Annotated in this window: 13 protein-coding genes and 2 pseudogenes; 10 read left to right on the forward strand and 5 right to left on the reverse strand. The window is 71.0% G+C overall.

Features of this window, described 5'->3' with window-relative positions; genetic code table 11:
* Window positions 1–327 (reverse strand): annotated as a pseudogene (locus BN1056_RS03010) (hypothetical protein); the annotation flags it as partial.
* A 117-nt stretch (window positions 328–444) separates the two neighbouring features.
* Here BN1056_RS03010 and BN1056_RS03015 point away from each other — a divergent pair.
* Window positions 445–1,002, forward strand: a complete 558-nt coding sequence (locus BN1056_RS03015; RefSeq protein WP_210578949.1) for a TetR/AcrR family transcriptional regulator — start codon at window positions 445–447, stop codon at window positions 1,000–1,002.
* 107 nt (window positions 1,003–1,109) lie between these two features.
* On the forward strand, window positions 1,110–3,950 hold the full coding sequence (pulA, locus tag BN1056_RS03020) for a pullulanase-type alpha-1,6-glucosidase (protein WP_210578950.1): 2,841 nt from the start codon (window positions 1,110–1,112) through the stop codon (window positions 3,948–3,950).
* 86 nt (window positions 3,951–4,036) lie between these two features.
* On the opposite strand, the gene BN1056_RS03025 is transcribed toward pulA, so the two are convergent.
* Window positions 4,037–5,467, reverse strand: a complete 1,431-nt coding sequence (locus BN1056_RS03025; protein ID WP_210578951.1) for a replication-associated recombination protein A — start codon at window positions 5,465–5,467, stop codon at window positions 4,037–4,039.
* Between the two features lie 390 nt (window positions 5,468–5,857).
* On the opposite strand from BN1056_RS03025, the gene BN1056_RS03030 reads away from it, so the two are divergent.
* The 3 genes from BN1056_RS03030 to BN1056_RS03040 all read left to right on the forward strand — a co-directional run bounded on the left by BN1056_RS03030 (window position 5,858) and on the right by BN1056_RS03040 (window position 7,953).
* Window positions 5,858–6,817, forward strand: coding sequence for an SPFH domain-containing protein (locus BN1056_RS03030; protein WP_210578952.1), 960 nt, complete (start codon window positions 5,858–5,860; stop codon window positions 6,815–6,817).
* A 30-nt stretch (window positions 6,818–6,847) separates the two neighbouring features.
* Entirely contained in the window at window positions 6,848–7,108 is a 261-nt protein-coding gene (locus tag BN1056_RS03035) for a type II toxin-antitoxin system antitoxin (protein WP_108965607.1), read from the forward strand.
* A 383-nt stretch (window positions 7,109–7,491) separates the two neighbouring features.
* Complete coding sequence (locus BN1056_RS03040) at window positions 7,492–7,953, forward strand: GNAT family N-acetyltransferase (protein ID WP_210578953.1); 462 nt, start codon at window positions 7,492–7,494, stop codon at window positions 7,951–7,953.
* An 83-nt stretch (window positions 7,954–8,036) separates the two neighbouring features.
* Here BN1056_RS03040 and BN1056_RS03045 read toward each other — a convergent pair whose 3' ends face one another.
* Window positions 8,037–10,727 (reverse strand): excinuclease ABC subunit UvrA, encoded by a 2,691-nt coding sequence (locus BN1056_RS03045; protein ID WP_210578954.1) that lies wholly within the window; start codon window positions 10,725–10,727, stop codon window positions 8,037–8,039.
* A gap of 74 nt (window positions 10,728–10,801) precedes the next feature.
* Between BN1056_RS03045 and BN1056_RS03050 the strand changes: the two genes are divergently transcribed.
* From BN1056_RS03050 to BN1056_RS03065, 4 genes are all read left to right on the forward strand, one after another.
* Complete coding sequence (locus tag BN1056_RS03050) at window positions 10,802–11,272, forward strand: helix-turn-helix domain-containing protein (RefSeq protein WP_136194182.1); 471 nt, start codon at window positions 10,802–10,804, stop codon at window positions 11,270–11,272.
* On the forward strand, window positions 11,269–11,676 hold the full coding sequence (locus BN1056_RS14570; protein ID WP_244671474.1) for an antitoxin: 408 nt from the start codon (window positions 11,269–11,271) through the stop codon (window positions 11,674–11,676). Before BN1056_RS03050 ends, BN1056_RS14570 begins: the two co-directional genes overlap by 4 nt.
* Window positions 11,677–11,807: 131 nt before the next feature.
* Window positions 11,808–17,411 carry a DEAD/DEAH box helicase gene (locus tag BN1056_RS03060; RefSeq protein WP_210578955.1) on the forward strand — a complete coding sequence of 1,868 codons (5,604 nt, stop codon included), beginning with the start codon at window positions 11,808–11,810 and terminating at the stop codon, window positions 17,409–17,411.
* A 3-nt stretch (window positions 17,412–17,414) separates the two neighbouring features.
* Window positions 17,415–18,245 carry a uracil-DNA glycosylase gene (locus BN1056_RS03065; protein ID WP_204519904.1) on the forward strand — a complete coding sequence of 277 codons (831 nt, stop codon included), beginning with the start codon at window positions 17,415–17,417 and terminating at the stop codon, window positions 18,243–18,245.
* Window positions 18,246–18,453: 208 nt separating this feature from the next.
* On the opposite strand, the pseudogene BN1056_RS03070 reads toward BN1056_RS03065, so the two are convergent.
* Window positions 18,454–19,718 (reverse strand): annotated as a pseudogene (locus tag BN1056_RS03070) (IS256 family transposase).
* An 844-nt stretch (window positions 19,719–20,562) separates the two neighbouring features.
* On the opposite strand from BN1056_RS03070, the gene BN1056_RS03075 reads away from it, so the two are divergent.
* The gene (locus BN1056_RS03075) at window positions 20,563–21,249 is read left to right on the forward strand and encodes an L-threonylcarbamoyladenylate synthase (protein ID WP_210578957.1); all 687 of its coding nucleotides are present in this window, start codon (window positions 20,563–20,565) and stop codon (window positions 21,247–21,249) included.
* Window positions 21,250–21,253: 4 nt separating this feature from the next.
* Here the strand turns inward: BN1056_RS03075 and BN1056_RS03080 are convergent, their stop codons facing one another.
* On the reverse strand, window positions 21,254–23,740 hold the full coding sequence (locus BN1056_RS03080) for a (Fe-S)-binding protein (RefSeq protein WP_210578960.1): 2,487 nt from the start codon (window positions 23,738–23,740) through the stop codon (window positions 21,254–21,256).
* Window positions 23,741–24,204: the final 464 nt, after the last annotated feature.

A 24,204-nucleotide genomic window follows, 5' to 3' on the forward strand; every position in this document is an offset into this window, starting at 1 on the left:
GGCGGTGATGGTGATCCCGCCGATGGCCTCACGGTTCTCAACCGCGCCGGCCACAGCCTCGCCGTCCGCGACGACGGTTACATCGAAGACCCCGGGTGCGGCGGTATCCAGCTGCGTCAGCAGCTGGTCCTGCACGGCCTGCGGCGCCGAGAGTGCCAGCGGCAGGTCCTGTGCCCCGGAGTTGATGGACGGGGCCAGGAACGCCAGGAGCATGAGGATGATGACGACGGGGATGCCGAGTGTGGCGAGCAGGAGCCCGCGGGTGGAACGTCGCGGGTCCGAGGGTGTGTTGGAAGCCGACGCGGCGGTAGGGGTTAGGGCGGTCATCGGTTGCTCGATTCTGTAAGTGGAGCAATTCGCTCCGGAAGTGATCCGGAGCGTATCGCTCCGGATGTAGTCTGGGCAAGTCCGCGGGACCGGCTCGCGGGGGAGAGGAGCATCACCATGCGGGTGGACGCCGTCGCCAACCGGGACTCGATCATCAAGGCGGCCCGGGAGCTGTTCGCCGACGTCGGCGTCGACGTCCCCGTCAGAAGGATTGCCGCGGAGGCGGGAGTCGGGATTGGCACGCTGTATCGGCATTTTCCAGACCGGATGAGTCTGGTGGTCGGGGTCGCCGACAAGGTCTACGAGCAACTTGACGCGGCCGCGGGGCGCTGCGAGCAGGCGTGGGACCGTGACCCCGAGGCCGCCTGGGCCGGTTTCGTGCGTGAGGTGGCATCGTTACGACTGGGCCGGCTGCTGACTCAGGTCGGTGCCCGCTCCGAGCTGTTCGAGGCCGGCGGACTGGGACCCGCACTGCGCGAGCGCGCCGTCGCGCGCATCTCCGGTTTGCTTCAGGCGGCCCACGCTGCCGGATTGGTGCGTGAGGAGGTGGACCCGGTCCGCTTTCAGATCGGCGTGGTGGAGGTGTCGCGGCCGCTGGGGGCGATCGTCGATGAAATGGCTCCCGGCTGGCAGGACTGGCTGGTCGACGTCTACTTGCGCGGCCTGCGACCCTGAGGGCGAGCGCGCCGTCCGGGCCGCGCCGCTGCGGTGTCTTGACACAGCTTGCTACTCCCCGGAGGCATCGGACTACACTCGGCGCCAACAGGCAGGAAGGTGTTCCTATGGCCATCGTCGTCCCGGTGCATCACGACGCCCCGGTCCGCCACGAGCTCCCCGGCGTCGGAGAGGCCCGCGCCTACTGGGTGGACGAAACCACCCTGGCCTGGCCGGACGACCTGATGCCCGCGATGGTGGACGTCGAGGCGCTGCGCGTGCGGCCACCGGTCGGCACCCCGGCTCACACCCCCGTCACCTTCGGCCTGGTCGCCGCCCCCGCCGGCGGTGCTCGCCTGGTCGACGGCATCCTCGATCCGGGCCCCGAGGGTGAGGAGATCCCCCTGTGCATCCACGGCTCGCTGGAGGACATGCTCGGTGAGGAGGCCATGGCCGCTCACCCCGCCCTGCGCGGCTACCTGGCCCTGTCCCTGGAGGACGAGTTCGGCGGTCGCCGCGTGGAGCGCGAGGACATCACCATGCTGCTGGCCGGCCAACTCGCAGTCGTCCAGCGCACCGCCGCGTCCACCGGCGGCTGGGTCACGGCCTTCACCGGCGTGCAGATCTGGCCGGTGCTGGACCGCCTGTACGCCGACGCCGCGGCTCGGGACGGCTCGGCGCCCCTCGGCGCCCACATCGCCCCCGACGGCGCCCCCGCCTTCGCCCTGTGGGCCCCGACCGCCGTCGACGTCACCCTGCTCGCCTGGCCCACCGGCGACCCCACGGGCTCCGTCCCGCTGATCGACGGCGATCCGATTCGCGTGCCCGCATACCGCGCCGAGGCCGAGTCCTGGGACGGCCGCTGGGAAGTGGACGCGAGCAGTTCTCGTGCCGCGGGCATCGACGCTGGCTCCCAGTACTTATGGGAGGTACGCGTGTACGTCCCCGCCACCGGGGCGATTGAGACGAACCTGGTCACCGACCCGTACTCGCGGGCGCTGACCGTCGATTCGCGCCGGAGCGTCGTCGTCGACCTGGGGCAGCGCGCCCTCAAACCGTCCGCCTGGCGGGAGAACCTCAGCCCCGTCGTCACCAATGACGCGGCCCGCGCCATCTACGAGCTGCACGTGCGCGATTTCTCCGCCGCCGACACCTCCGTCCCCGAGGAGCTGCGCGGCACCTACGCCGCCTTCACGCTCGCCTCCGACGGCACCCGCCACCTGCGCAGTCTCGCGGCCGCCGGTATCGACACCCTGCACCTGCTGCCCACCTTCGACTTCTGCTCCGTGCCCGAGGACCGTTCCGCCCAGCACAACCCCGAGATTCCCGCCGACGCCTCCCCGGCCTCCCGGCGCCCCCAGGCCGCCGTCACCGCCGTCGGCGACTCCGACCCCTACAACTGGGGCTACGACCCCTGGCACTGGCTGGCTCCCGAGGGCTCCTATGCGCGTGCGGGCTGCCAGGACGGCGGGGCGCGCGTGCGCGAGTTCCGGGAGATGGTCGGCGCGATCCACGGCATGGGTCTGCAGGTGGTGCTCGATCAGGTCTTCAACCACACCGGGGCCTCCGGGCAGGATCCTCACAGCGTGCTCGACCGGATCGTCCCCGGCTACTACCACCGCCTCGACGCCGCCGGGAACGTGGAGATGTCCACCTGCTGCAACAACATCGCCACCGAGCACCGCATGGCCGAGCGGCTCATGATCGACGCCTGCGTGTCCTGGGTGGTCGACTACCGGGTGGACGGCTTCCGCTTCGACCTGATGGGCTACCACTCGCTTGAGACCATGGCCCGGCTCCAGGACGCGCTGGCGGAGGTCGCGGACGACGCCGTCGGCCACCCCGTCTACCTGTACGGCGAGGGCTGGAACATGGGGGAGGTGGCGGACAATGCGCTGTTCACTCAGGCCACCCAGGGGCAGGTCGGCGCGCTCGGCATTGGCACCTTCAATGACCGCGTCCGTGACGCCGTCCATGGACGCGGCGCGGACACCGACCCGCGGGTGCCGCAGGGCCTGGGCAACGGCGAGCTGACCGACCCCAACGGCTTTGACGACCGCTCCGAGGAGACTCTGCGGAACGACCTCGCCTGGCGCGCCGACCTGGTGCGCCTGGCCCTGGCCGGGAACCTGCGGGACTTCGAGCTGCCCGGTCCCGACGGGCAATGGGTCAGGGGGGAGGAGATCCGCTACGGCGAGGAACCCGCCGCCTACGGGCTCGCCCCCAGCGATTCCATCAACTACGTCGACGCCCACGACGATGAGACCCTGTTCGACCGGCTCGCCTACAAGCTGCCGCTCGGCACCCCCATGGCGGAGCGCATCCGCATGAACACGCTGTGCCTGGCCACCGTCACGCTCGGGCAGTCCCCCTGCTTCTGGGCGGCGGGCACCGAGCTGTTGCGCAGCAAGTCGTTGGACACCGACTCCTATAACTCCGGCGACCACTTCAACGCCATCGACTGGACCGGGCGCGACAACGGTTGGGGTCGGGGGTTGCCGCCCGCCGCCCGCAACTTCGACACCTGGGTGGTGCAGGCCGGCATCCTCATGCACGAGGATCTGCGTCCCACCGCCGCGGATATTGCCGCCGCTCAGGAGCAGGCCCTCGACCTGTTGCGGCTGCGGCGCTCCAGCCGGCTGTTCTCCCTGGGGACGGCCGCGCTCATCCGCGAGCGCGTCTCGTTCCCCACCGCCGACGACGCCGCCCCGGGGCTGGTAATCATGCTGATCGACGACGGCGCCGGGGACAGCGACATTGACCCCGACCTCGACGGGCTGCTGGTGGTCTTCAACCCGGAACCCGGCACCGTCAAGCAGCGGGTCGACGCGCTGATGGATCGCTACTTCGAGTTGAGCGACATCCAGATGGAGGGCGCCGACCCGATCGTCAAGGACACCCGCTTCGACGCCAACACCGGCGTCATCACCGTCCCCGGCCGCACCGTCGCCGTCCTCTGCGAGCGCTGAAGACGTCCCGCCCTGCCCCTCGCCGCCCCGCCCCTCGCCGAGGTCGGTAGAAGTTACGTGCCGAGGTCGGTCGATATGGCTGCGGCTCAGTGTTCGGAGCGCAGTTTGGCGCGCAGGTCGTCCCAGTAGGCCAGGCGCTCGCGGATGCGCCGCTCGTGGCCGTGGTCGGTGGGCTCGTACAGGCGCTCGCGCTGCTCACGGGGAGGGAGCCCCTCGGGCATGTAGTCGGCGCCGGAGAAGCCCTCCGGGGTGTCCGGGTCGTACTGGTAGCCCTCGCCGTATCCGAGTTCCTTCATCAGCCGGGTGGGTGCGTTCAGGATGTGCGCCGGCGGCATGAGCGAGCCGGTTTTCCGCGCCAGTTTCATCGCCCGTCCCAGGCCCCGGTAGACGCTGATCGACTTCGGCGCCGTCGCCAGGTAGACGACCGCCTGGGCGATGGCCAGCTCTCCCTCCGGGGAGCCCAGCCGTTCGTAGGTGTCCCACGCGGCCAGGGTCATCTGCAGTGCGCCGGGATCGGCCATGCCGACGTCCTCGGAGGCGAAGCGCACCAGCCGCCGCGCAATGTAGAGCGGGTCCTCCCCGCCGGCGAGCATGCGCGCCAGCCAGTACAGGGCGGCGTCCGGGTCGGAGCCGCGCATGGACTTGTGGAGTGCGGAGATGAGGTTGTAGTGCTCCTCGGAGGACTTGTCATACAGGGGCGCCCGGGAGGCGACGACGGCGGTCAGTGCCTCTTCGTCCAGCTCGGCCGGACCGGTGTATGCGGCAGTCGCGGGCGCCGCGGCTCCCGCGGAGGCATTGTCGGATTGTGCGCTCGCTCGGCCCTGGGAGTCGGCATAACCGACAATCTGCTCAACCATGCCCAGCAGGTAGCGGCCGTCGCCGTCGGCCATGGTCAGCAGCGCGCGACGGGCGCCGTCGGTCAGCGGCAGTCGCCGACCGAGCAGCGCCTCGGCGCGGGCGAGGAGTTCGGCCAGGGCGTCGTCGTCGAGACGGTGCAGCACCAGTACCTGGCAGCGGGACAGGAGCGCCCCGTTGAGCTCGAAGCTGGGGTTCTCGGTGGTGGCGCCCACGAGCACCACGGTGCCGTCCTCCACATACGGCAGGAAGGAGTCCTGCTGGGCGCGGTTGAAGCGGTGGATCTCGTCGACGAACAGCAGCGTGCCCTGGCCGACCTCACGGCGGCGCGCGGCGGCGGCGAAAACCTTGCGCAGGTCGGCCACGCCGGAGAAGGTGGCCGACACCTGCTCGAATACCAGGCCGGTGCGGTCCGCCAGCAGCCGGGCGATCGTCGTCTTCCCGCAGCCGGGTGGGCCCCACAGGATGATCGAGGCCAGGCGGCCGGCCGCGACCATCCGCCCTAGCGGCGCGTCCGCGGCCAGCAGGTGGTCCTGACCGACGACGTCGTCGAGTGTGCGCGGCCGCAGCCGGTCCGCCAGCGGGCGAGTGGGGTCGTCGACGATCGGGCCGCCGGCGTCGGCCGCGGCGTCGAAGAGCGAGGGCGCGTCCTGCGGGGTCATGGCACCAGGCTACGGGGCCGGCCCGACACCGGGCACGGCTACTGGGCTCGCCTCGTCTCCCAGGCGGTGGCTCTACCCGTGCCGAGTTCACCTGTGTAGGAGGCCAGAACCAGGGCCCGGGCTCGGTCAAGGTGGCACGGAATGCACCACTTTAGGAGCCTGCCCGGTAGTGAGCGTTCGGTAATTCGGCGGAATCGGGCCGTTTCTGACAGCGTGGTGCGCGCGATGTGATTGAAAGTGGTGCATCTGGTGACAGGCGTGGGCCTGCGGGTGGGTGGCGGCAGGGGAAGGAGCTTGCCTCCCGTCAAAAATAGCTATCATATTGCTATAGCTGCTGCGGGAGTCGGGAGGGGTTCGCCTCCGCCGCAGCGGTTCGAACCGGAGGTCATCATGTCCGCGGCGCCCCACGCCCCCATCGCCCAGCAGGAGTCCGGCGCCGTCAAGGGGCGAGTCGACATCGCTGAGCGTCCCGCCATCAGCGCCGGATCCGGTGCGGCCTTCCTGGTGCTGCTCCTGCTGCTGGGGATATTCGGCCTGTCCATAGCCGCCTTCATCACCGGCGCCATCGCCGCGGATCAGGGTGAACCGGGTGGGGTGTCGCGCCTGGTCGTAGGCTCGGTGGGCCTGGCCATCCCGCTGCTGTTGTTTTCCTCCTTCGTCATCGTGGCCCCGGGGCAGACCAGCGTGCGCCAGTTCTTCGGCCGCTACATCGGCACCGTGCGCCGCACCGGCCTGGTCCTGGTGCCGCCGCTGACCTCCGGCAAGAAGGTGTCCATCAAGGTCCACAACTTCGAGACCAACGAGATCAAGGTCAACGATCTTGACGGCAACCCCGTGGAGATCGCGGCCATTGTTGTCTGGCAGGTGGCCGACACGGCGCGCGCGGTCTTCGCCGTCGAGGAGTACGAGGCCTTCATCAAGGCACAGGCGGAGTCGGCGCTGCGGCACGTGGCCACCACCCACCCCTACGACGAGCCCGGCCCCGGCGAGACCTCCCTGCGCGGCGGCACCGACCTGGTCTCCGCCGAGTTGGCCGAGGAAGTGGCCGCGCGCGTGGCGATCGCCGGGTTGGAGATCATCGAGGTGCGTATCTCCTCCCTCGCCTACGCTCCGGAGATCGCCCAGGCGATGCTGCAGCGGCAGCAGGCCGGCGCCGTCATCGCCGCCCGCGAGCAGATCGTGGAGGGCGCGGTCACCATGGTGGACCAGGCCCTAAAGCGCCTGGAGGCGGACGACATCGTCTCCATGGACGACGAGCGCCGTGCCCAGATGGTCTCCAACCTGCTGGTGGTGCTCTGCTCCGACCAGCGCACGCAGCCAGTCGTCAACACCGGCTCCCTGTACGCCTGAGGTCGGTCGGCTCGGTGACGGAGGGCGCCGATGACGGGCGGTAAGCGCAAGCAGGTCCTGCTGCGGCTCGATCCGGCGGTCCACGCGGCCATCGCCAAGTGGGCCGCCGACGACCTGCGCTCGGTCAATGCGCAGATCGAGATCATCCTGCGCCGCGCGCTCGACGACGCCGGCCGGGGAGTCAAGGCCGCTCCCATGCGGGGTAGGGGCCGGCCCCGGAAGGACGTCGAGGGCGCCGACGGCGCCCGGGATGGCGATGGTGCGAGTTCTGTCGGGGCAGACGGCGGGTAACGCTGCGGTGATGGGCTCGATGCGGGCTCTCGTGGGGTTCCGGTCTTCTCGCTTCCACTTGGGCAGTCGGTTCATAGGGTGACTTTGGACCTCGTTGAGAAGCGCCGTGATGGCTATGAGCGAGTGTCCGCTGCGTGTCTAGACCTCAAGGTAGTGCTCGCCCCTTCCCCTTTCGTCGGGTCTTTATCGGCAGGTGCGGTTAACCTGATCGACGGGGTCGGTGGTGCGGACGAAAATGATGCATCCAATGACAACTGCGGACGGATAAACGGTTTGCGGTTCTCACGGACGCCGGCTCGTTGGTCTGGAACTGCGGCAATGAAGACCGTGGTACATATACCGTGTAGCATGTCGCCGGTCTGCGGCAGGGGAGGGGGTCGTACTTGATTACGCTGAGGGACATCACGGAGGAGAACTTCGCTGCGATAATTGCTATGAAACGACCTGTGGACGAAGGGTATGTGGCGCCCAATGTTTATTCGCTTGCGCAGGCGTGGCTATACCGCGACAACGGTGACGTGTTTCCCTATGCGATATGCAATGGTGATGATCCAGTGGGATTCCTGCTCCTGGAAGAGGATGACTCTGAGCGTGCTCTGCGTATATGGAGAATCATGTTCCCTGAGGAGAACACCTCCAAGGGGTACGGTACGGAGGCCATTCGTTTGGTTCTGTGCAGGGCACGGCAGATGCGCGAGCGGTTCGATCTGGTTACCTGCGACTGCGACCCATCGAATGCACGCGCGAAGCACGTCTATGAGAAGCTGGGGTTCGTGGAGACCGGGACGGTTAACCATGGATCGAAGGAAATGGTATTCGATCTGCGCGCGGAGCGCGGATTCTGACCGTTGATGGGAGGAGCGCAGGCCGGCGGGAATCGGAGGGCAGGCGGCGACGCGTCATTTGAACCGACCTCGGCACGTAACTTCTACCGACCTCGGCGGGAGGGGGAGGCTGCGTAGGACAGATGGGCGGCGAGGTAACGGGCAGTGACGCTGCTGGTTGCGTCTGCTGGGAAGACGCCGTCCGTGTTTGCGTTCCGCTCTGCTGCGGCGGCCAGCTGCTCCGGGGTGCCGGCGGCGACCACGCGGCCGCCCGCCTCGCCGCCGCCCGGGCCCATGTCGATGACCCAGTCGGCGTTGGCGATCATGTCCAGGTCGTGCTCGATGACCACCACGCTTGCGCCCCGCTCCACCAGCCGGTCCAGTACCCCCAGCAGCACGCGCACGTCCAGCGGGTGCAGGCCGATGCTCGGCTCGTCGAGCACGAACACCGTGCCGTGCTGGTCGCGGCCCAGGTCGGCCGAGAGCTTCAACCGCTGCGCCTCGCCACCGGACAGGGCCGTCGTCGTCTCCCCGAGCGTCAGGTAACCCAGTCCCAGCTCGGACAGCAGGCGCAGGTGGCGGCGCACCTTGGGCAGGTCGGCGCAGACCCGTTCGGCCTGGTCCACCGTCAGCGCCAGTAGCTCCGGCAGGGACAGCCCCGCGGCATTCCGGCCGCCGTCGCCCCTGTCGGTCTGGTCGCCATCGCCCCCGTCGGCCTGCCGGTCGCCCGCCGCCCGGGCGCCTGCGGCCCCGCCGCCCGGCACTCGGCGGATTTCGCGCGCCGCCTCGCCGTAGCGGGAGCCGCCGCACTGGGGGCAGACGATGTCGACGTCGGGCAGGAACTGCACGTCCAGGACGATCTGGCCGGTTCCGTCGCAGTGATCGCAGCGCAGCGAGCCGGTGTTGTAGGAGAAGTCGCCGGCCTTCAACCCCGCCTGGCGCGCGGCCGGGGTGCGCGCGTACACGCGCCGCAGCTCGTCCATGACCCCGGAGTAGGTGGCCACGGTTGAGCGGACGTTCGTGCCGATGGGGGAGGCGTCGACGACGACCACTCGCTGTGTCTGCTCGGTCTGGATGGAGGTGGCCGGGGCGGGCAGGGGGGCGTCGTCGGCGAGTGCGCGCAGCGCCGGCACGAGCGACTCCAGCACCAGGGTGGTCTTGCCGGAGCCGGACACGCCGGTCACGGCGGTGAGCCGCTGCTCGGGGATGGCGACGTCGAGCGCGTGGACCGTATGGATCGGTGCGGTCTCCAGGTGGATGGCGCCGTGGGCGAAGGCCTCGTCGGCCTCGGCCCGCTCGCGGCAGACCACCTCCGCCCGGCCGGTGATGAACGGGGTGATGCGGCTGGCCGGGTCGGCAACCGCCTGCTGCACCGGCGCGTTGACCACGATCTCGCCGCCCGCCTGCCCCGAGCCCGGACCGATCTCCAGCAGCCAGTCGGCCTCGCGCAGCAGGGCGACGTCGTGATCCACCACCAGCACCGAGTTGCCGTCCGCCAGCAGGTCCCGCACCACGCCGGTCAGACCGTCCAGGTTGGCCGGGTGCAGGCCGATGCTCGGCTCGTCGAGCACGTAGAGCACCCCGGTGGTGCGGTTGCGTACGGCGCGGGCCAGCTGGACGCGCTGCCGCTCCCCGGTGGACAGGGTGGAGGAGGCCCGGTCCAGGCTCAGGTAGTCCAGGCCCAGATCCAGCAGGCGGCGGGCGGTGACGGTGAGCTCGTCGACGATCTGTCGGGCCATCGCCACCAGCTCTTGCGGCATGGTGTCCGGGATGCCGGCCGCCCACTGCACCAGGTCGCCGAGCGGGAGGCGGCACGCCTCGTCCAGGCCGATGCCGCGCACCTTCGTGGAGCGCACCGCCGCGGACAGGCGGGAGCCGCCGCAGTCCGGGCAGACGGCCTCGTGCAGGAACTTCTCCACCCGCTTCATACCGCGCTCGTCCTTCACCTTGGACAGCGCGTTCTCCACGGTGTGCACCGCGCTGTAGTAGGTGAAGTCCATCTCCGCGGCGACGCCGGTCTTGTCGTTGACGTAGAGGATGTGCTTCTTCTCGGCGGGGCCGTGGAACACGATGTCCCGCTCCTGCTCCGTCAGCTCGCGGAAGGGCACATCCGTGCGCACGCCCATCTCGCGGGCCACGTCCTTCATGAGCGACCACATCAGGTTCTGCCAGGGGGCGACGGCGCCCTCATCGATGGACAGCGACTCGTCGGGCACCAGGCTCGCCTCGTCCACGGTGCGCACGACGCCGGTGCCCTCGCAGCGGGGGCAGGCACCCTCGGAGTTGAAGGCCATCATCTCGGCGCCCGGACCGTAGAACTCCACCCCGCAGGTGGCGCAGGTGGTGGGGACCTCGAGGGCGACGTCGGTGCTGGGCGCATTGGGGTGGCCGTTGGGGCAGCAGTGCGAACCCAGGCGCGAGTAGGCCAGGCGCAGCGAGTTGAGCACCTCGGTGGAGGTGCCGAAGGTGGAGCGCACGCCGGGTACCGGCGGACGCTGGTGCAGGGCCAGGGCGGCGGGGACGTGGAGGACTTCGTCGACGTCGGGGCGGGCCGCCTGCGTCAGGCGCCGGCGCGTGTAGGTGGACAGCGACTCCAGGTAGCGGCGGGCGCCCTCCGCGTAGAGGACCCCCAGGGCCAGGGAGGACTTGCCCGACCCGGACACGCCCGCCACCGTCACCAGTTTCCCCAGCGGCACCTCGACGTCGATGTTCTTGAGGTTGTGCACGCGAGCGCCGCGCACACTGATGGTGGTAGGGCTGGACGGGGCAGTGCTGGCGGGTACGGCGGCTGGCATGGGGCTCAGGCTACGTCGAGGCGACGACACAAACACGCCGCAGCGTAATAGCATTCCTGCTATACACTTTGAGCATGAGGCGCTTCAACATTGATGCGGCGCCCGAGCTCATCCGTGCCGCACGACGTGACGCGGGGTTGACGCAGACCCAGTTGGCTGAACGTGCTGGCCTGCGGCAGCCGAGTCTGGCCCAGATGGAGTCGGGCAGGCGTTCCGTCTCCGACGAAATGCTGGAACGCGTCCTGCGTGCGGCCGACTACCGTCCGTCCATTCCGCTCGCCGCACACGCCGATGAAATCAGCGCCAGTGCCAGGGCTCACGGCTTCGCGAATCCGCGGGTGTTCGGCTCAGCGCTGCGCGGTGAGGACACCTTCGACTCCGATATTGATCTGCTGGTCACGCCCGCCCCAGGCACCGACCTGTTCGATCTGGCCCTTTTCGCCGCCGAGGTTGAGGAGCTCACGGGATTCCCGGTTGAGGCGGTGGCTGATACCTCGGTGCCCGATGCCCTCAAGAGCGTCGTCCGAGAGGCGGTGCCGCTGTGAACGACGCCGAATCGGATCAGCGCTTTACTCCCCGTCCCCGCAGGGCCGCTGCTCGTAGCCATGACCGCGAGAACCTGGTGGAGGAGTTGCAGGCGATCCGCAGGCGCGTGCAGATGGTTTCCTGCACCTCGCGAGACTCGTTCCATGACGGCTCGGACGCCTACGACGTCGCCTCAATGGTGATCATCCGGCTGGCGGCACTATTCGAGCGTCCCGAGTTCACGCCGTACCTCACGGCCATCACCCGTGAAGAACGGCTGGCGATCGCTACGACGCGGAACATTGCGGCTCATACGGGTTATAAATCGATGAATGATGACCTGTTCTGGGCGGCGGTGACACAGAGGGTGCCGGAGATCCTGGACCGACTGATCGAGGAGTCGGCAGGGCCGGAGGAACGCTGACGGGCGAACGGCTCGTGGGGCGCCGCCCCCGCTCGAGCCAGAGCCGGCTGTCACCGCCGTCCGAGACGGCTGCGGGGTGTGGGCCAGAATGGGACCGATTAATGTCGGAGGCCGCGCCTATTCTGGCCCCGATGCCGCCCACACTGCCCGCTGCCTTCACTGCCGCCACGCGCGCCTGGTTCGACGCCGCCTTCCCCACCGGGCCGACGCCGGTGCAGCGGCGCGCCTGGGAGGCGATCGGCCGCGGCGAGAACGCCCTGGTCATTGCCCCCACCGGCTCGGGCAAGACCCTGGCGGCCTTCCTGTCCGCCATCGACCGTCTCTCCCGCCCCGTGGCGCAAGTGGACCAGGGCGGTGAGCCCGCCCCCGGCGACGCCGCCCCGGCCGACCGCCGCCGCGCTCGGCAGCCGCGCGGGCGCGGGGTGCGGGTCCTGTACATCTCCCCGCTCAAGGCCCTCGGCGCCGATGTGGAACGCAACCTGCGTCGTCCCCTGGCCGGCATCACCGCGGCCGCCGCGGAACTGGGCGTGCCCGCGGCACCGCTCGCCGTCGGCATGCGCACGGGAGACACCACCCCCGCCGAGCGGCGCCGCCTGCGCACCAGCCCGCCGGACATCCTCATCACCACCCCGGAGTCGCTGTACCTGATGCTCACCAGCGCGGTGCGCGAGACGCTGCGCACCGTGGAGACCGTGATCGTCGACGAGATCCACTCCTTCGCCGGCCAGAAGCGCGGCACCCACCTGGCTCTGTCGCTGGAGCGGCTGGACGACCTGTTGCCCCGCCCCGCTCAACGCATCGGCCTGTCCGCGACGGTCCGCCCGCCCGAGGAGATCGCCCGCTTCCTGGGCGGCCCCCACCCGGTCGGCATCATCGCCGACGACGACGCCCACGCCACTCCCGATGTGACCGTCGCCGTGCCCGTGACGGACATGGCCCGCGTCCCGGCCACGCTCGACCGCCACGAGCGCGCCCTGCGGGGTGCGCCCGGCCGTGGGGGCCCGGACGGAGGGACGGGAATCGGCCGTGGCCCAGGCGGAGGGGTGCGGGCAGGCGGCACTCGCCCGGACGGCCCGACCGGTGCCGCTGGCGGCAGAAGCAGTCGGCAGGCCTGGCGCAGCGATCGGGCCCTGCGTGCCGCCATGGCCGGCGAGATCGCCGGCACCGGAGGATCCGCCGACGCGGGTGCCCCGGCCCGCATGACGGCCTCCATCTGGCCGCATATCGAGCACGCCCTGCTGCAGCAGGTCCTCACCCACCGCACCACGCTGATCTTCGTCAACTCCCGGGGCGTGTGCGAGCGCCTGACCGCGCACCTGAACGAGGCCTACGCCGCCCACCTGGCCGAACGAGGCGCCGCGTCCGCCCCGGCGGCCGCTCGGGCCGGAGACCGGGCCGCCGCGGCGGGCCCGCAGGCCGCCGAAGACCCGGCCGCCATGGAGGACGCTGCTGCGGAAGGCGCCGCCACCGCATACCGTGTCACCGCCGAGGACCTGGTCGACCCGCCACCCAGCATCCCCGAACCCGTCCGCCACCACGAGTCCTGGGAGATGGGCGCCTCCCAGCACACCCAGCCCCTGCCGGCCGACGCCCCGGTGATCGCCAAGGCCCACCACGGCTCGGTATCCAAGGAGCAGCGCCGCCTGGTCGAGGAGGAGCTCAAGTCCGGCGAGCTGCGCTGCGTGGTGGCCACCGCTTCCCTGGAACTCGGCATCGACATGGGCTCCATCGACCTGGTCCTCCAGGTGGCGCCCCCGCCTTCGGTCGCCGCCGGATTGCAGCGTGTGGGCCGGGCCGAGCACCGCGTCGGCGGGCGGCCCCGCGGGGTCATCTACCCGATCGAACGCACCCAGCTCGTGGACGCGGCCGTCGTGGCCGAGGGCATGCGCGCCGGCAGCATTGAACACACCGCGCTGGTGTCCAACGCGCTGGACGTGCTCGCCCAGCAGACGGTGGCCGCCGTCGCCGTCGAGGACCGCACCGCTGACGACTGGTACACCACCGTCACCCGCGCCGCCCCGTACCGGGACCTGCCCCGCACCGCCTTCGACTCCGTGCTGGAACTGCTCGCCGGCGGCTACGCCTCCGCCGACTTGAGCGACTTCTCCCCACGGATCATCTGGGACCGGTCCACCGGCGCACTCACCGCCCGCCCCAATGCCCAGCGCCTGGCCGTCGCCGCCTCCGGCACCATCCCCGACCGCGGCATGTTCCCGGTGATGCTGCCCGAGGGCGACGCCGCCGCCGGCCGCCGCCGCGTGGGGGAGCTGGATGAGGAGATGGTCAACGAGTCCAGCGTCGGGGACGTGATCACCCTGGGTACCGCCTCCTGGCGCATCCGCGAGATCGGGGCGGACCGCGTCGTCGTCGACCCCGCCCCCGGCCGCAGCGCCCGGCTGCCCTTCTGGCGCGGCGAGGGCGCTGGCCGCCCGGCCGCCACCGGTGCCGCGAAGGGCGCCTTCCTGCGGCATGCGGCCGCGGCCCTGGGCGACGGCGGCTTCGGGGACCCGCCCCAGCCGGAACTGACCGACCGCCTGCGCCGCGCCGGCATGGACGCCGGCGCGCAGGCCAACCTGGTGGCGCTGCTGCGCGAGCAGCGGGCGGCGACTGGCGTCGTCCCCTCCGATACCGACCTGGTGCTGGAGCGGTGCCGGGACGAGGCCGACAACTGGCGACTGATCCTGCACAGCCCACTCGGCCGCCGCGTGCACGAGCCCTGGGCCATGGCGATCAAGGAGCGGACCCGCCGCATGCTGGGGATCGACCCGCAGATCGTCACCGGCGACGACGGCATATTGCTGCAGACCCCGCCCACCGAGCAGCCGCCGGGCGCGGAGCTGTTCGTTTTCGACGCCGCCGAGCTCGAGCAGCTGGTGCGCACCCGGGTGGACCAGACCGCCGTGTTCGCCGCCCGCTTCCGCGAGTGCGCCGCCCGCGCGCTGCTCATGCCCTCCGCGCGCCCCGGCCGCCGCACCCCGCTGTGGCTCCAGCGGCTGAAGGCCGGTCAGCTCCAGGAGGCGTCCCGGCGCTTCCCGAGCTTCCCGGTGGCGGTGGAGGCGGCCCGCGAATGCCTGCAGGATGTGTGGGACCTGCCCGCCCTGCGCGCCCTCATGGAGCGGCTGGCCGCCGGGCGCGCGCGTGTGGTCGAGGCGGTAACGCAGGTGCCCTCGCCCTTTGCCGGGCCGCTGCTGTTCGGCTACACCGGCACCTTCCTGTACCAGTACGACCTCCCGCACGCCGAGCGCCGCGCCCAGCTGCTGTCCCTGGATCCCGACGCCGTGGCCGAGCTCGTGGGCGACGGCGGCATCGCCGACCTGCTGGATAAGGACGTTATGGCGCAGGTCGAATCCGAGCTGCAGCACCTGGCGTCCGGGCGGCGAGCGTGGGCCGACGCCGAGGGGCTGGCCGACCTGCTGCGTGAACTCGGCCCGCTGTCGGTGGGGGAGTTGGCCGCCCGCTGCCGGGGCGACGACGGCGAATCGGCGGTGCGCGGGCAGGCTGAGACTGCTGCCGCGGGCGAGGATGCGGACGCCGGCGGCGTCGTAGGGGATACCGCCGGTGGTGCCGCGGGAGGGGACGAGACCGCCGCTGATGTTGGGGACGGGGCCCCTAAGGGAGTGCGCGTGGGGCTCACGGCGCTGGAACGGGCGCGGCGCGCCTTCCCCGTGCGCGTGGGCGGACGCGAGTGCTGGGCGCGCGCGGAGGATGCGGCGGCGCTGCGCGACGCCCTCGGGGTCCAGGTGCCCGACTGGGCGGTGCGGCCCGCTGTGACAACGTCGACCGCACCGGTTGAGCCGGCTGCCGGGCAGGCGGAATCGGACGTTGAATCGCCCGCCGTCGGCGTCGCGGGGATTTTGGGTGCTCCCGCGGTCGCTGCGGAGGCTTCGGCACCCCGTGGGGCGCTGGCCGACCTGGTGCTGCGCCACGCCCGCACCCACGCTGAGGTGACCGCCGAGGCGGTGGCCGGGGCCTTCGGCCTGGGCGTTTCTGTGGCCGCGGACACGCTGAAGGCGCTGGCCGATGAGGGCGCGCTCATGCGTCTGAGCGGCGGCGCGCAGGTCCGCTGGATGGCACCCGAGGTGTTCACCCGGGTGCGCAACCGCTCCCTGGCGAAGGCGCGGGCCGCCGTCGAGCCGGTGCCGCCCGCGGCCCTGCAGCGGCTCGTGCTGGAGCGCGCCGGTATCACTGCGCGTGCGGAGGCGGCGGATGCCGCATCAGCGGCGGCGGGTTCGCCGGGAGCGCAGGGTTCGCCCGGATCGCCTGGTGCCGCCGGCCGCAGGTGCGCATTCGGCGTCGGCGTCGCGCCCGGGCTCGGCGTGGAGGCGCTCGCGGAGGCGATTGCCGCCCTGGAGGGCGTATGGCTGCCCGCCGGGCTCTGGGAATCCGTGGTTTTCCCGGCGCGCGTGGCCGACTACCGCCCGACCATGCTCGACGACCTCATCGGCTCCGGAGACGTGATCTGGGTGTGCCGGACGCAGGACGGGGTCACAGTGGGCGAGATCGCCTTCTTCCCCTCCGACTCGCCGCTGGCGCCCGTCGCCGGAGCGCCCGTCGGCGCAGGCGAGTACGACGCGGAGGAACAGTGGGCGCTGGTGGGCTCCGGGCAGCTGACCGCCGACTCCTTCGCACCGGTGCGGGCACTCCTCCAGCCGCGGCCACCGGCCGCGCCGCCGCGGCGTGTGCGCAGTCGCCGCACCCGCCGCTACGGCGGCTACCGCACGGGTTATCTCACCGAACGCACACGCCCGGCCGGATCTGCCGGGGCGGCGCAGTCGACGCCGCCCGCGTCGGGGTCGCTGCCGCCCCCGGACGCTCTACGGCCCTCATCGGCCTCGACGGCCGGTGGGCTCTCCGCCGCCGGCGGCAGCCCGACTGCGGCCCACAACCCGGCGCTCGCCGCCGCGCTCGCGACCGCATCCTGGCGTCGGCTCGCCCCGCCGCAGGTCACGGCCGAGGAGCAGGCCGTGGCCGACGTCGAATCCCTGCTCGACCGCTACGGCATCGTCAGCCGAGACGTGGCGCTCGCCGCCGGTATCCCGGGCGGCATCGCCCCGCTGCTGCCGGTGCTGCGACGCATGGAGGACACCGGCGTCGTGCTGCGCGGCGCCTTCGTCACCGGGCTCGGGCCGAGTCAGCTCGCCGGCCGGGAGACCGTCGACCGGCTGCGCGCCCTGGCGGGGCGGGACGGCGGGACCGACGGCGTCGCCGCGGGCACGCCAACCGCCGCACAGTTCACGCCGTCGGACGAGCCCGCGGCCGGGCGGGCGCCGGAGCAGTCGTCCGCCTCTTGCCCCGAATCGGTCGTGGTGCTGGATCTGAAGGACCCCGCCTGCCTCATGGGCGGCGTCGTCCCCTGGCCCGAGCCGGTACTGCCGCCCGAGTTGGCGGCACGGGCTGCGGATGTCGCAGATGGGGAGTTGCCGCGCCCGGCGGCGCGGCAGGGCGCGCGTGTCGTCCTGATCGGCGGGCGGCCGGTGCTGCACGCGGCCGAGCGGCTGCGCGCCCTCACCTGCTACACCACCGAGGGGGCGGAGCTGGAGCGGGCACTGGCCGCCGTCGTCGCCGCCGAGACCCGCGACGTGCTGCGCCAGGCGACCCGTTCCGGCAAGCGCGTGGTGGAGGTCCTCAACGGCGTCTCCGCACTGGACCCGGTGGTCGGTCGGCTGCTGGAGACGGCGGGACTGGTGCGTGATCCGCGCGGCATGCGTCTGCACATCGACCCCTACCGGAGGTGAGCCGTGCCTGACCCGCACCCGCTGACCGGAGCCATGTTCGACTCGCCCGTTCCGCCGGGGAGCGGCTGGCCCGACGACCCCGCCGACGCCGACACGCCCGTGGCCCGCGATGCCGACGAGGTGCGGCGCCTGGCCGCCGACGTTGATCCGGCCGGACTCGATGCGCGCATTAGCGTGTGCCGGGCCTGCCCGCGGCTGGTGGCCTGGCGGGAGGAGGTCGCCACCACCGGGAGGCGTGCCGCCTTCGCCCACGAGCCCTACTGGGGTCGGCCCGCGCCGAGCTTCGGACCCGTGGACGCACGCATATTCGTGGTCGGCCTGGCGCCCGCCGCCAACGGCGCCAACCGCACCGGCCGCATGTTCACCGGCGATGGCTCCGACTGGCTCTTCTCCGCCTTCCATCGCGCCGGCCTGGCGGCGTTGCCGACCTCGCGTGCCGCCGGCGACGGACAGGGGCTGACCGGCTTGCGTCTGGGGTCGGCCGTGCGCTGTGCTCCGCCGGCCAACAGGCCGACCACGGCGGAGAAGACCACCTGCCTGCCGTGGATCACCCGCGAGCTGGAGCTGCTCGGCCAGGTGCGCGTGGTGCTCGCCCTGGGCGGTATTGCCTGGGACACGGCGCTGCGGGTGGCGCGGGAGTCCGGCTGGACGGTGCCGCGTCCCAAGCCGCGCTTCGGCCACGGCGTCCGCGCCGAACTGGCCCGGCCCGACGGGCGGGGAGTGATGCTGCTCGGCAGCTACCACCCCAGTCAGCGCAACACCTTCACCGGGCGGCTCACCGCCGACATGCTCGACGCCGTCCTGGAGGCTGCCAAGGAGATGGCCGGCCTGTAGCGGCCATGGGCGTGCGCCGACGCCGGAGAGCTCACTACTGCGCCACTTCGCCGTTGGGTACGCCGGTTAGGGGTTTGCTGTATGCCTCGGAGGCCTTCAGTAGACCGCGAAGTGGCGTAGCAGACCTCGAACAGGCGTAGTAAACGGGCTCTTCTGGTCAAGTCCTGTGTGGTGGTGTAGTGGTTCGGGTCCTTCCTTAAGCCGGGTGTCAGGTGTGTTGTGTGGTGGTGAGTTGCTTGGGTTCCTTCGGGTTGGTGCTGGTGTCGGTGTCGGGGTCTTGCCGGCAGCGTTTGAGGACTTCCAGGGAGAAGTAGCGGCGGCCTTCTGCCCATTCGTCGGTCTGCTCGGCCAGGACGGCGCCGACCAGGCGAGTGATGGCATCACGATGGGGAAAGATGCCGACGGTGTCGGTGCGGCGGCGTATCTCCTTGTTCAGGCGCTCCTGAGGGTTGTTGGACCAGATCTGACGCCACACGTCGGTAGGGAAGGCAGTGAATGCCAGTAGGTCGGCCCGGGATGCGTCCAGGTGCTCAAAGACGTCGGGCAAGGGCTCACGGGTGTATTTCAGCAGCCGGCCGAACTGCGCCTGTACCGCCTGGGCGTCTGGCTGGTCATACACCGAGTGCCCCATGGCCTCGGGCCGCCGGCCAGGCGCTCTTAGGAGCGGGTGTCCATCAGGTTGGCCGTGTAGTGGGTGCGGCACCGCTGCCAGGAGGCCCCGGGCAGGTTCGCGGCTATCGCCTCAACCAGGCCCGTATGGGCGCCGCGTGGTGACCAGCCCGGCGCCGGACAGACCACGGGCCACCAGGTCGGCGAAGAACTCGCTTGCAGGCGGTGCCGGTCTGGGATGTGGCGACCCGCAGTCCCAAGACCTCACGGTGACCGTCATTGTTGACGCCCGTGGCGGTCAGACAGACCGCGTTCACCACGCGCCCGTTCTCACGCACCTGTCAATCGTCAGGGCGTCGGCAGCCACGAACGTGAACGGGCCCGCCTGTCCCAGGGGCCGTTGCCTGAAGGCGGCGACCTGCTCGTCTAGCTGCTCGGCCATGCGGGAGACCTGGGACTTCGAAAGCGAGTTGATGCCCAGGGTCCCCACCAGCTTGCCCCGTCCTGCGGGTGGACACCCCGGCCAGGTAGGCGTCGGCGACCACCGTTATCAGCGCGCCCTCCGAGCGCTTGCGGCGCCCCGCGCAGCCACTCGGGAAAGTAAGTGCCCGAGCGCAGCTTGGGGATCGCCACGTCAATGGTTCCGACCCTGGTGTCCAAGGGCCGGTGCCGGTAACCATTACGCCGGGCAACGCGCTCGGAACTGGGACGGGGCGTACTCGGCGCCGCACACCGCGTCCGCATCCGCGCTCACAAGCGCGTTGATCATGGTCTGCAGCAGGCTGCGCATCAGATCCGGCGAGGCCTGCCCAAGGGCTTCCTCCAGGACGGTGGCAGGGTCGACAACATGTGAGGAGCGGTCATCGTGGTAGATGTCCTTTCGAGTGGGTTGTAGGAGATTCCTCGAAGGACCACACGGCCACCGCACCCACACAATCCATGCGAGCAACCAACCACCGGCGGCTACACCACCCTAAGGGACACAACCGCTCTTCTGGTTTGAGGGTGTGGGGGTGGGGGTTGGGGTGGTGTCTGGGGTGTGTTGTTGCTTGTGGTTCGGTCGACTGGCCCGCGCCTGCTTGGACCGCCGGGCTGCGCTTGGACCCTCTAGCTGCGCTTGGACCGCGCCAGACGCGCTCTCAGGCGGTCCAACTGGAGGGCCGCGGTCCATGTAGGGGTCTGGGGAAGGGTGCGGGCGCCGGTCCCGGCTGGCCTGACCGCCGCCAACCGGCGCATCGGGTGCCGGGCAGAGCCGAGAGTTCCGGGTGGGCGCTAACCGGCTCCCCCGGGGGTTGTGGTGTTGGAGGGGTGACCTCGGGTGCGTGGGGTAGGGGGCGAGGATGTTGGCGATGACGGTTCTGGTATTGGCGTGGCCTCGGGAGGGGGGCTTGTCCACCGGCGGTGGCCTGCCGTTGGCGCCGGGTCGCGTGCGTGGCGGCCCAAAGTGTCCACAATCGGCGCAAACGACTCCGACGTTGCCGACGACCGTGGGCAGAGCGTTGGAATCATGCGGTTTCAGAAACGGCCCCGGCGGTCGCCGACGGTCTTTGTGCCGAACTCGGACATTCCGCCCCGCGGCGGGGGCGCCCGGGCGCACACCACCCACCAGGCCGGCAACACCCACAAACCGGAAGAGCCAGTAAGCGGCGCTGGGCGGGGGAGAATGACTCGATGCGACTCCCTGATCCTCGTTTGGAGGCGGCGACCGATGACTGAGACGAGTGCCGACGCCCTCCACCATCCGAAGGTGGTTGCCGCTACGGAGGAGAACCTTCGACGCGCGGCCCGGATTGTGTTGACCGGGGGCGTTATCGTGGCGCCCTCGGACACGAATCTGGCGCTGACACTCGACGCCTGGAACGAGGCGGCCATTGAGCGGGCCTTCGCCATCAAGCGCCGCCCGGCGACCTCCCCACTGACCCTGTTCCTGCGGAACTCCGGGGACTGGGAACGCTACACGCGGGTACCCGCGGCGGACAGGGCCACGGTTCAGGCACTGGCGGCGGCGTTCTGGCCAGGTCCTTTCAACCTGGTCCTGCCGCGCAGCGACGCGGTGCCCGACTTCCTAGTGCGCGGAGGCAGCACGGTTGCGCTCGGGGTGTTGTCCAACCCGACCCTGCAACGACTATTGGATTTCATCGGTCGGCCGGTGGCGATGACCTCGGCGAACCTGTCCGGGAGGGCCGACGGCGTCCTGGTGGACCTGAAACTCGCGAGCGAGCAGATCGGCGACGCGGTGGACCTGATCCTCGAGGGCGGGCATCAGGGCACCACGGCATCGTCGACGATCGTCAAGGTTCAGGACGGCCGGGCGACGATCCTGCGGCAGGGAGACGTGCGCCCGGGCGCCATTCGTGCCGCCTTGACCGGGGTAAGCGTCGCGACCGACTTCTAGGCGCTCAGGCCGGCGTCGGCTGCTGGCCGCGGCGGACGGACTCCAGCATCAGGGTGGCCACGTCCGTGACGCGCACGTCGGCGCCCTCGGAGGCGACGCCGTCGGAGAGCATGGTGGTGCAGAACGGACAGGCCGTCGCGATCACCTGCGCGCCGGTGCCGATCGCCTCGCGCGAGCGCTCCACCGCGATGCGGGTGCCGATCGACTCCTCCATGAAGGCCCGCGCCCCGCCGCCGCCGCAGCAGAAGCCGCGCTCGTGGCTGCGCGGCATCTCCACGGTGGTGGCGCCGGTCGCCTCCAGCAACTCGCGCGGCGGGGAGTAGATGCGGTTGTGGCGGCCCAGGTAGCAGGCGTCGTGGTAGGTGACGGTCGGGGCTGCGGGCGGCGTGGATGACGGCGTCGTCGCGGACGACTCCGGAGCGGGCGCCGCAGCGTCGTCGGGACGGGCGGCCTGCGGCGGGGCGGGACGCAAGCGGCCCTCACGCACCAGGCGGCCCAGCAGCTGCGTGTAGTGCAGCACCTCGTAGTGCCCGCCCACCTGCGGGTACTCGCGGGCCAGCGTGTTGAAGCAGTGGGCGCAGGTGACCACGATCTTCTGCGCGCCGGCCTCGTTGAGTGTCTCGACGTTCTGCGCCGCCAGCGTCTGGAACAGGATCTCATTGCCGGCGCGGCGGGCCGGGTCGCCGGTGCAGGCCTCGGCGTCACCCAGGACGGCGAAGGACACCCCGGCGGTGTGTAGCAGCTCGGCGACCGCCCGTGTCGTCTTTTTCGCCCGGTCCTCGTAGGCGCCCGCGCAGCCCACCCAGAACAGGTAGTCGACCTCGGAGGCGTCCTCTACGTCCACGCCGACGACCGGCACGTCGAAGTCCAGGCCCTTGGCCCAATCCATGCGCCTGCGCGCCGCCAGGCCCCAGGGGTTGCCCTTGGACTCCAGCTTGCGGAACATCTGCCCCAACTCCTTGGGGAAGGCCGAGGCCATGAGCACCTGCTGACGGCGCACGTCGATCACGTGATCCAGGTGCTCGATGTCCACAGGGCACTGATCCACGCACGCCCCGCAGGTGGTGCACGACCACAGCACGTCCGCGGGGATCACCTCGCCGGCCAGCGGCGCCGGACGCGTGGCCACACCCGTGTCGCTCGGGGCGGCCTTGGCGGCCAGCAGGGCGCCCAGCACGTCGCCGGTGTGGGCGCTGCCCGGAGCCAGGCCCAGATCGTCGTCGTCCTCCAGGCCGTCGGTCATGCCCGCCAGCCGCCCGAGCGGGCCGCGGGCACTGCGGCGCTCGGCGAGCATCTCCTCGGTGACCTCGTCGGGCTCGACGCCGAGTGCGCTCGCCGCCCGCAGGTAAGGGGCGACGGCGGCGTGGTGGTCGCGCAGGGCCAGGGTGAACAGCTTCGGGGACAGGGGCTTGCCGGTGTTCCACGCCGGGCACAGGTCCTGGCAGCGGCCGCACTCGGTGCAGGTGGAGAAGTCCAGCAGGCCCTTCCAGGTGAAGTCCTCAATGCGCTCCACGCCGAGCTTGACCTCGGTGCCCGCCTCCTCGGCAGCCTCCATGGCGGCGTCGAGGTCGTCCAGGGTGTCGGCGGTCAGCGGCCGGCCGTCGGGTAGCAGCAGCGGTTGGGCGGGGCCGAGCGCCTTGGTGCCGTCGGTGTTGCGGCGTGCGTAGAGGTTCACGAAGGCCAGGAAGCGGTGCCAGGCCACGCCCATCGACGGCTGCAGGCCGACCACCACGAACCACCACATGGAGATGACGATCTTGGCGGTTGCCACCACCGTGATCGCGGCCGCCAGGGCGTCTGCGCTCAGTGGTGCCAGCAGTGGGCCGGTCCAGGCGGTCAGTGGGAAGTGCGTCCAGTGGGCGAGGGCGGCGTCGGCCGGGTCGGGGGAGAGCGCAAGCTGGGCGTGCTCCAGCATCCGCAGGGATAGTACGCAGACCACCACGCCGGCCACGATCGCCTCCACGAAGTGCGCCTGCCCCTGGCTGGAGCCGGCGAAACGGGAGGTGCGGGTGCGGGTGCCGCCGGCGGAGTCGGCGTCGAAGGGGGGCGCGGCGGCCCGGCGGCGAGTCAGGCGGCGGCGCACCGTGATCAGGTGGACGATGCCCGCCAGGCTCAGCCAGGCGATGCCTTCCACCACCCACGCCCACCAGGCCTGGTGGCCCAGCCACGGCAACTCCCAGTGCGGGCCGGCCAACACCTGGCCGTATCCGGTGACCAGGGTCAGGAACAGCAGGGGGAAGCTGACCATCACCAGCCAGTGCGCGGCCCGGATCCAGGGGCGGCCCTTGAAGGCGGTGTGGCCGACGACCTCACCGAGCATGTGCATCAGGCGGCGGCCGACCGGGCGCAGGCGCTCGCGGGGGACGGGGCGGCCCACGCCCATGCGGTTGGCGATGGTGCAACAGGCGCGGCCGAACACGAAGACGCCGACCACCGTCGTGACTGCGACGATGACGGTGCACACGACGCGGATGCCCATCAGCCAATTCATGGCGTCAGCCTACGCAAGCGGACGGGTGCGGGTGCGCAGGCGTCACGAAGGGCCGGCTGGGATGCGGGTGGGAAGGGGTGTCGGGGTGCGGGTGAGGTGGCTGGGGCGGTGTTGGTGCTCGGGTGAGGTGGCTGGTGGGGTCGGGGGTGTCATTGGATGCACCACTTTCAGCTCTGCGGCCGCCGGCCGTGTCGGCTGCGTCCGCGGTTTTCCGCGGTTTCGGTATGTTCCTGGCGGTGACGCGGTCCGAAAGTGGTGCATTTTGTGACAGGTGCGTGGTGGTGTCCGGTGGAGGCGGCGGCGTGCGTGCGGTGGCTCGGGGTGGCAGGCCCGTCGCCACGCTGAGGGTCGTGGCTCCGGAAGAGCGTCGTTCCTTCGGGGTGCGCTCCGATCTCAAGGTTCCCGATGAGTTCTTCTTCGCGCCCCTGGCGGAAGACGAACTTGAGAGCTGGGAGTAGGCGTGG

This window comes from Actinomyces succiniciruminis, assembly GCF_900002405.1.
Classification (GTDB): Bacteria; Actinomycetota; Actinomycetes; order Actinomycetales; family Actinomycetaceae; genus Actinomyces; species Actinomyces succiniciruminis.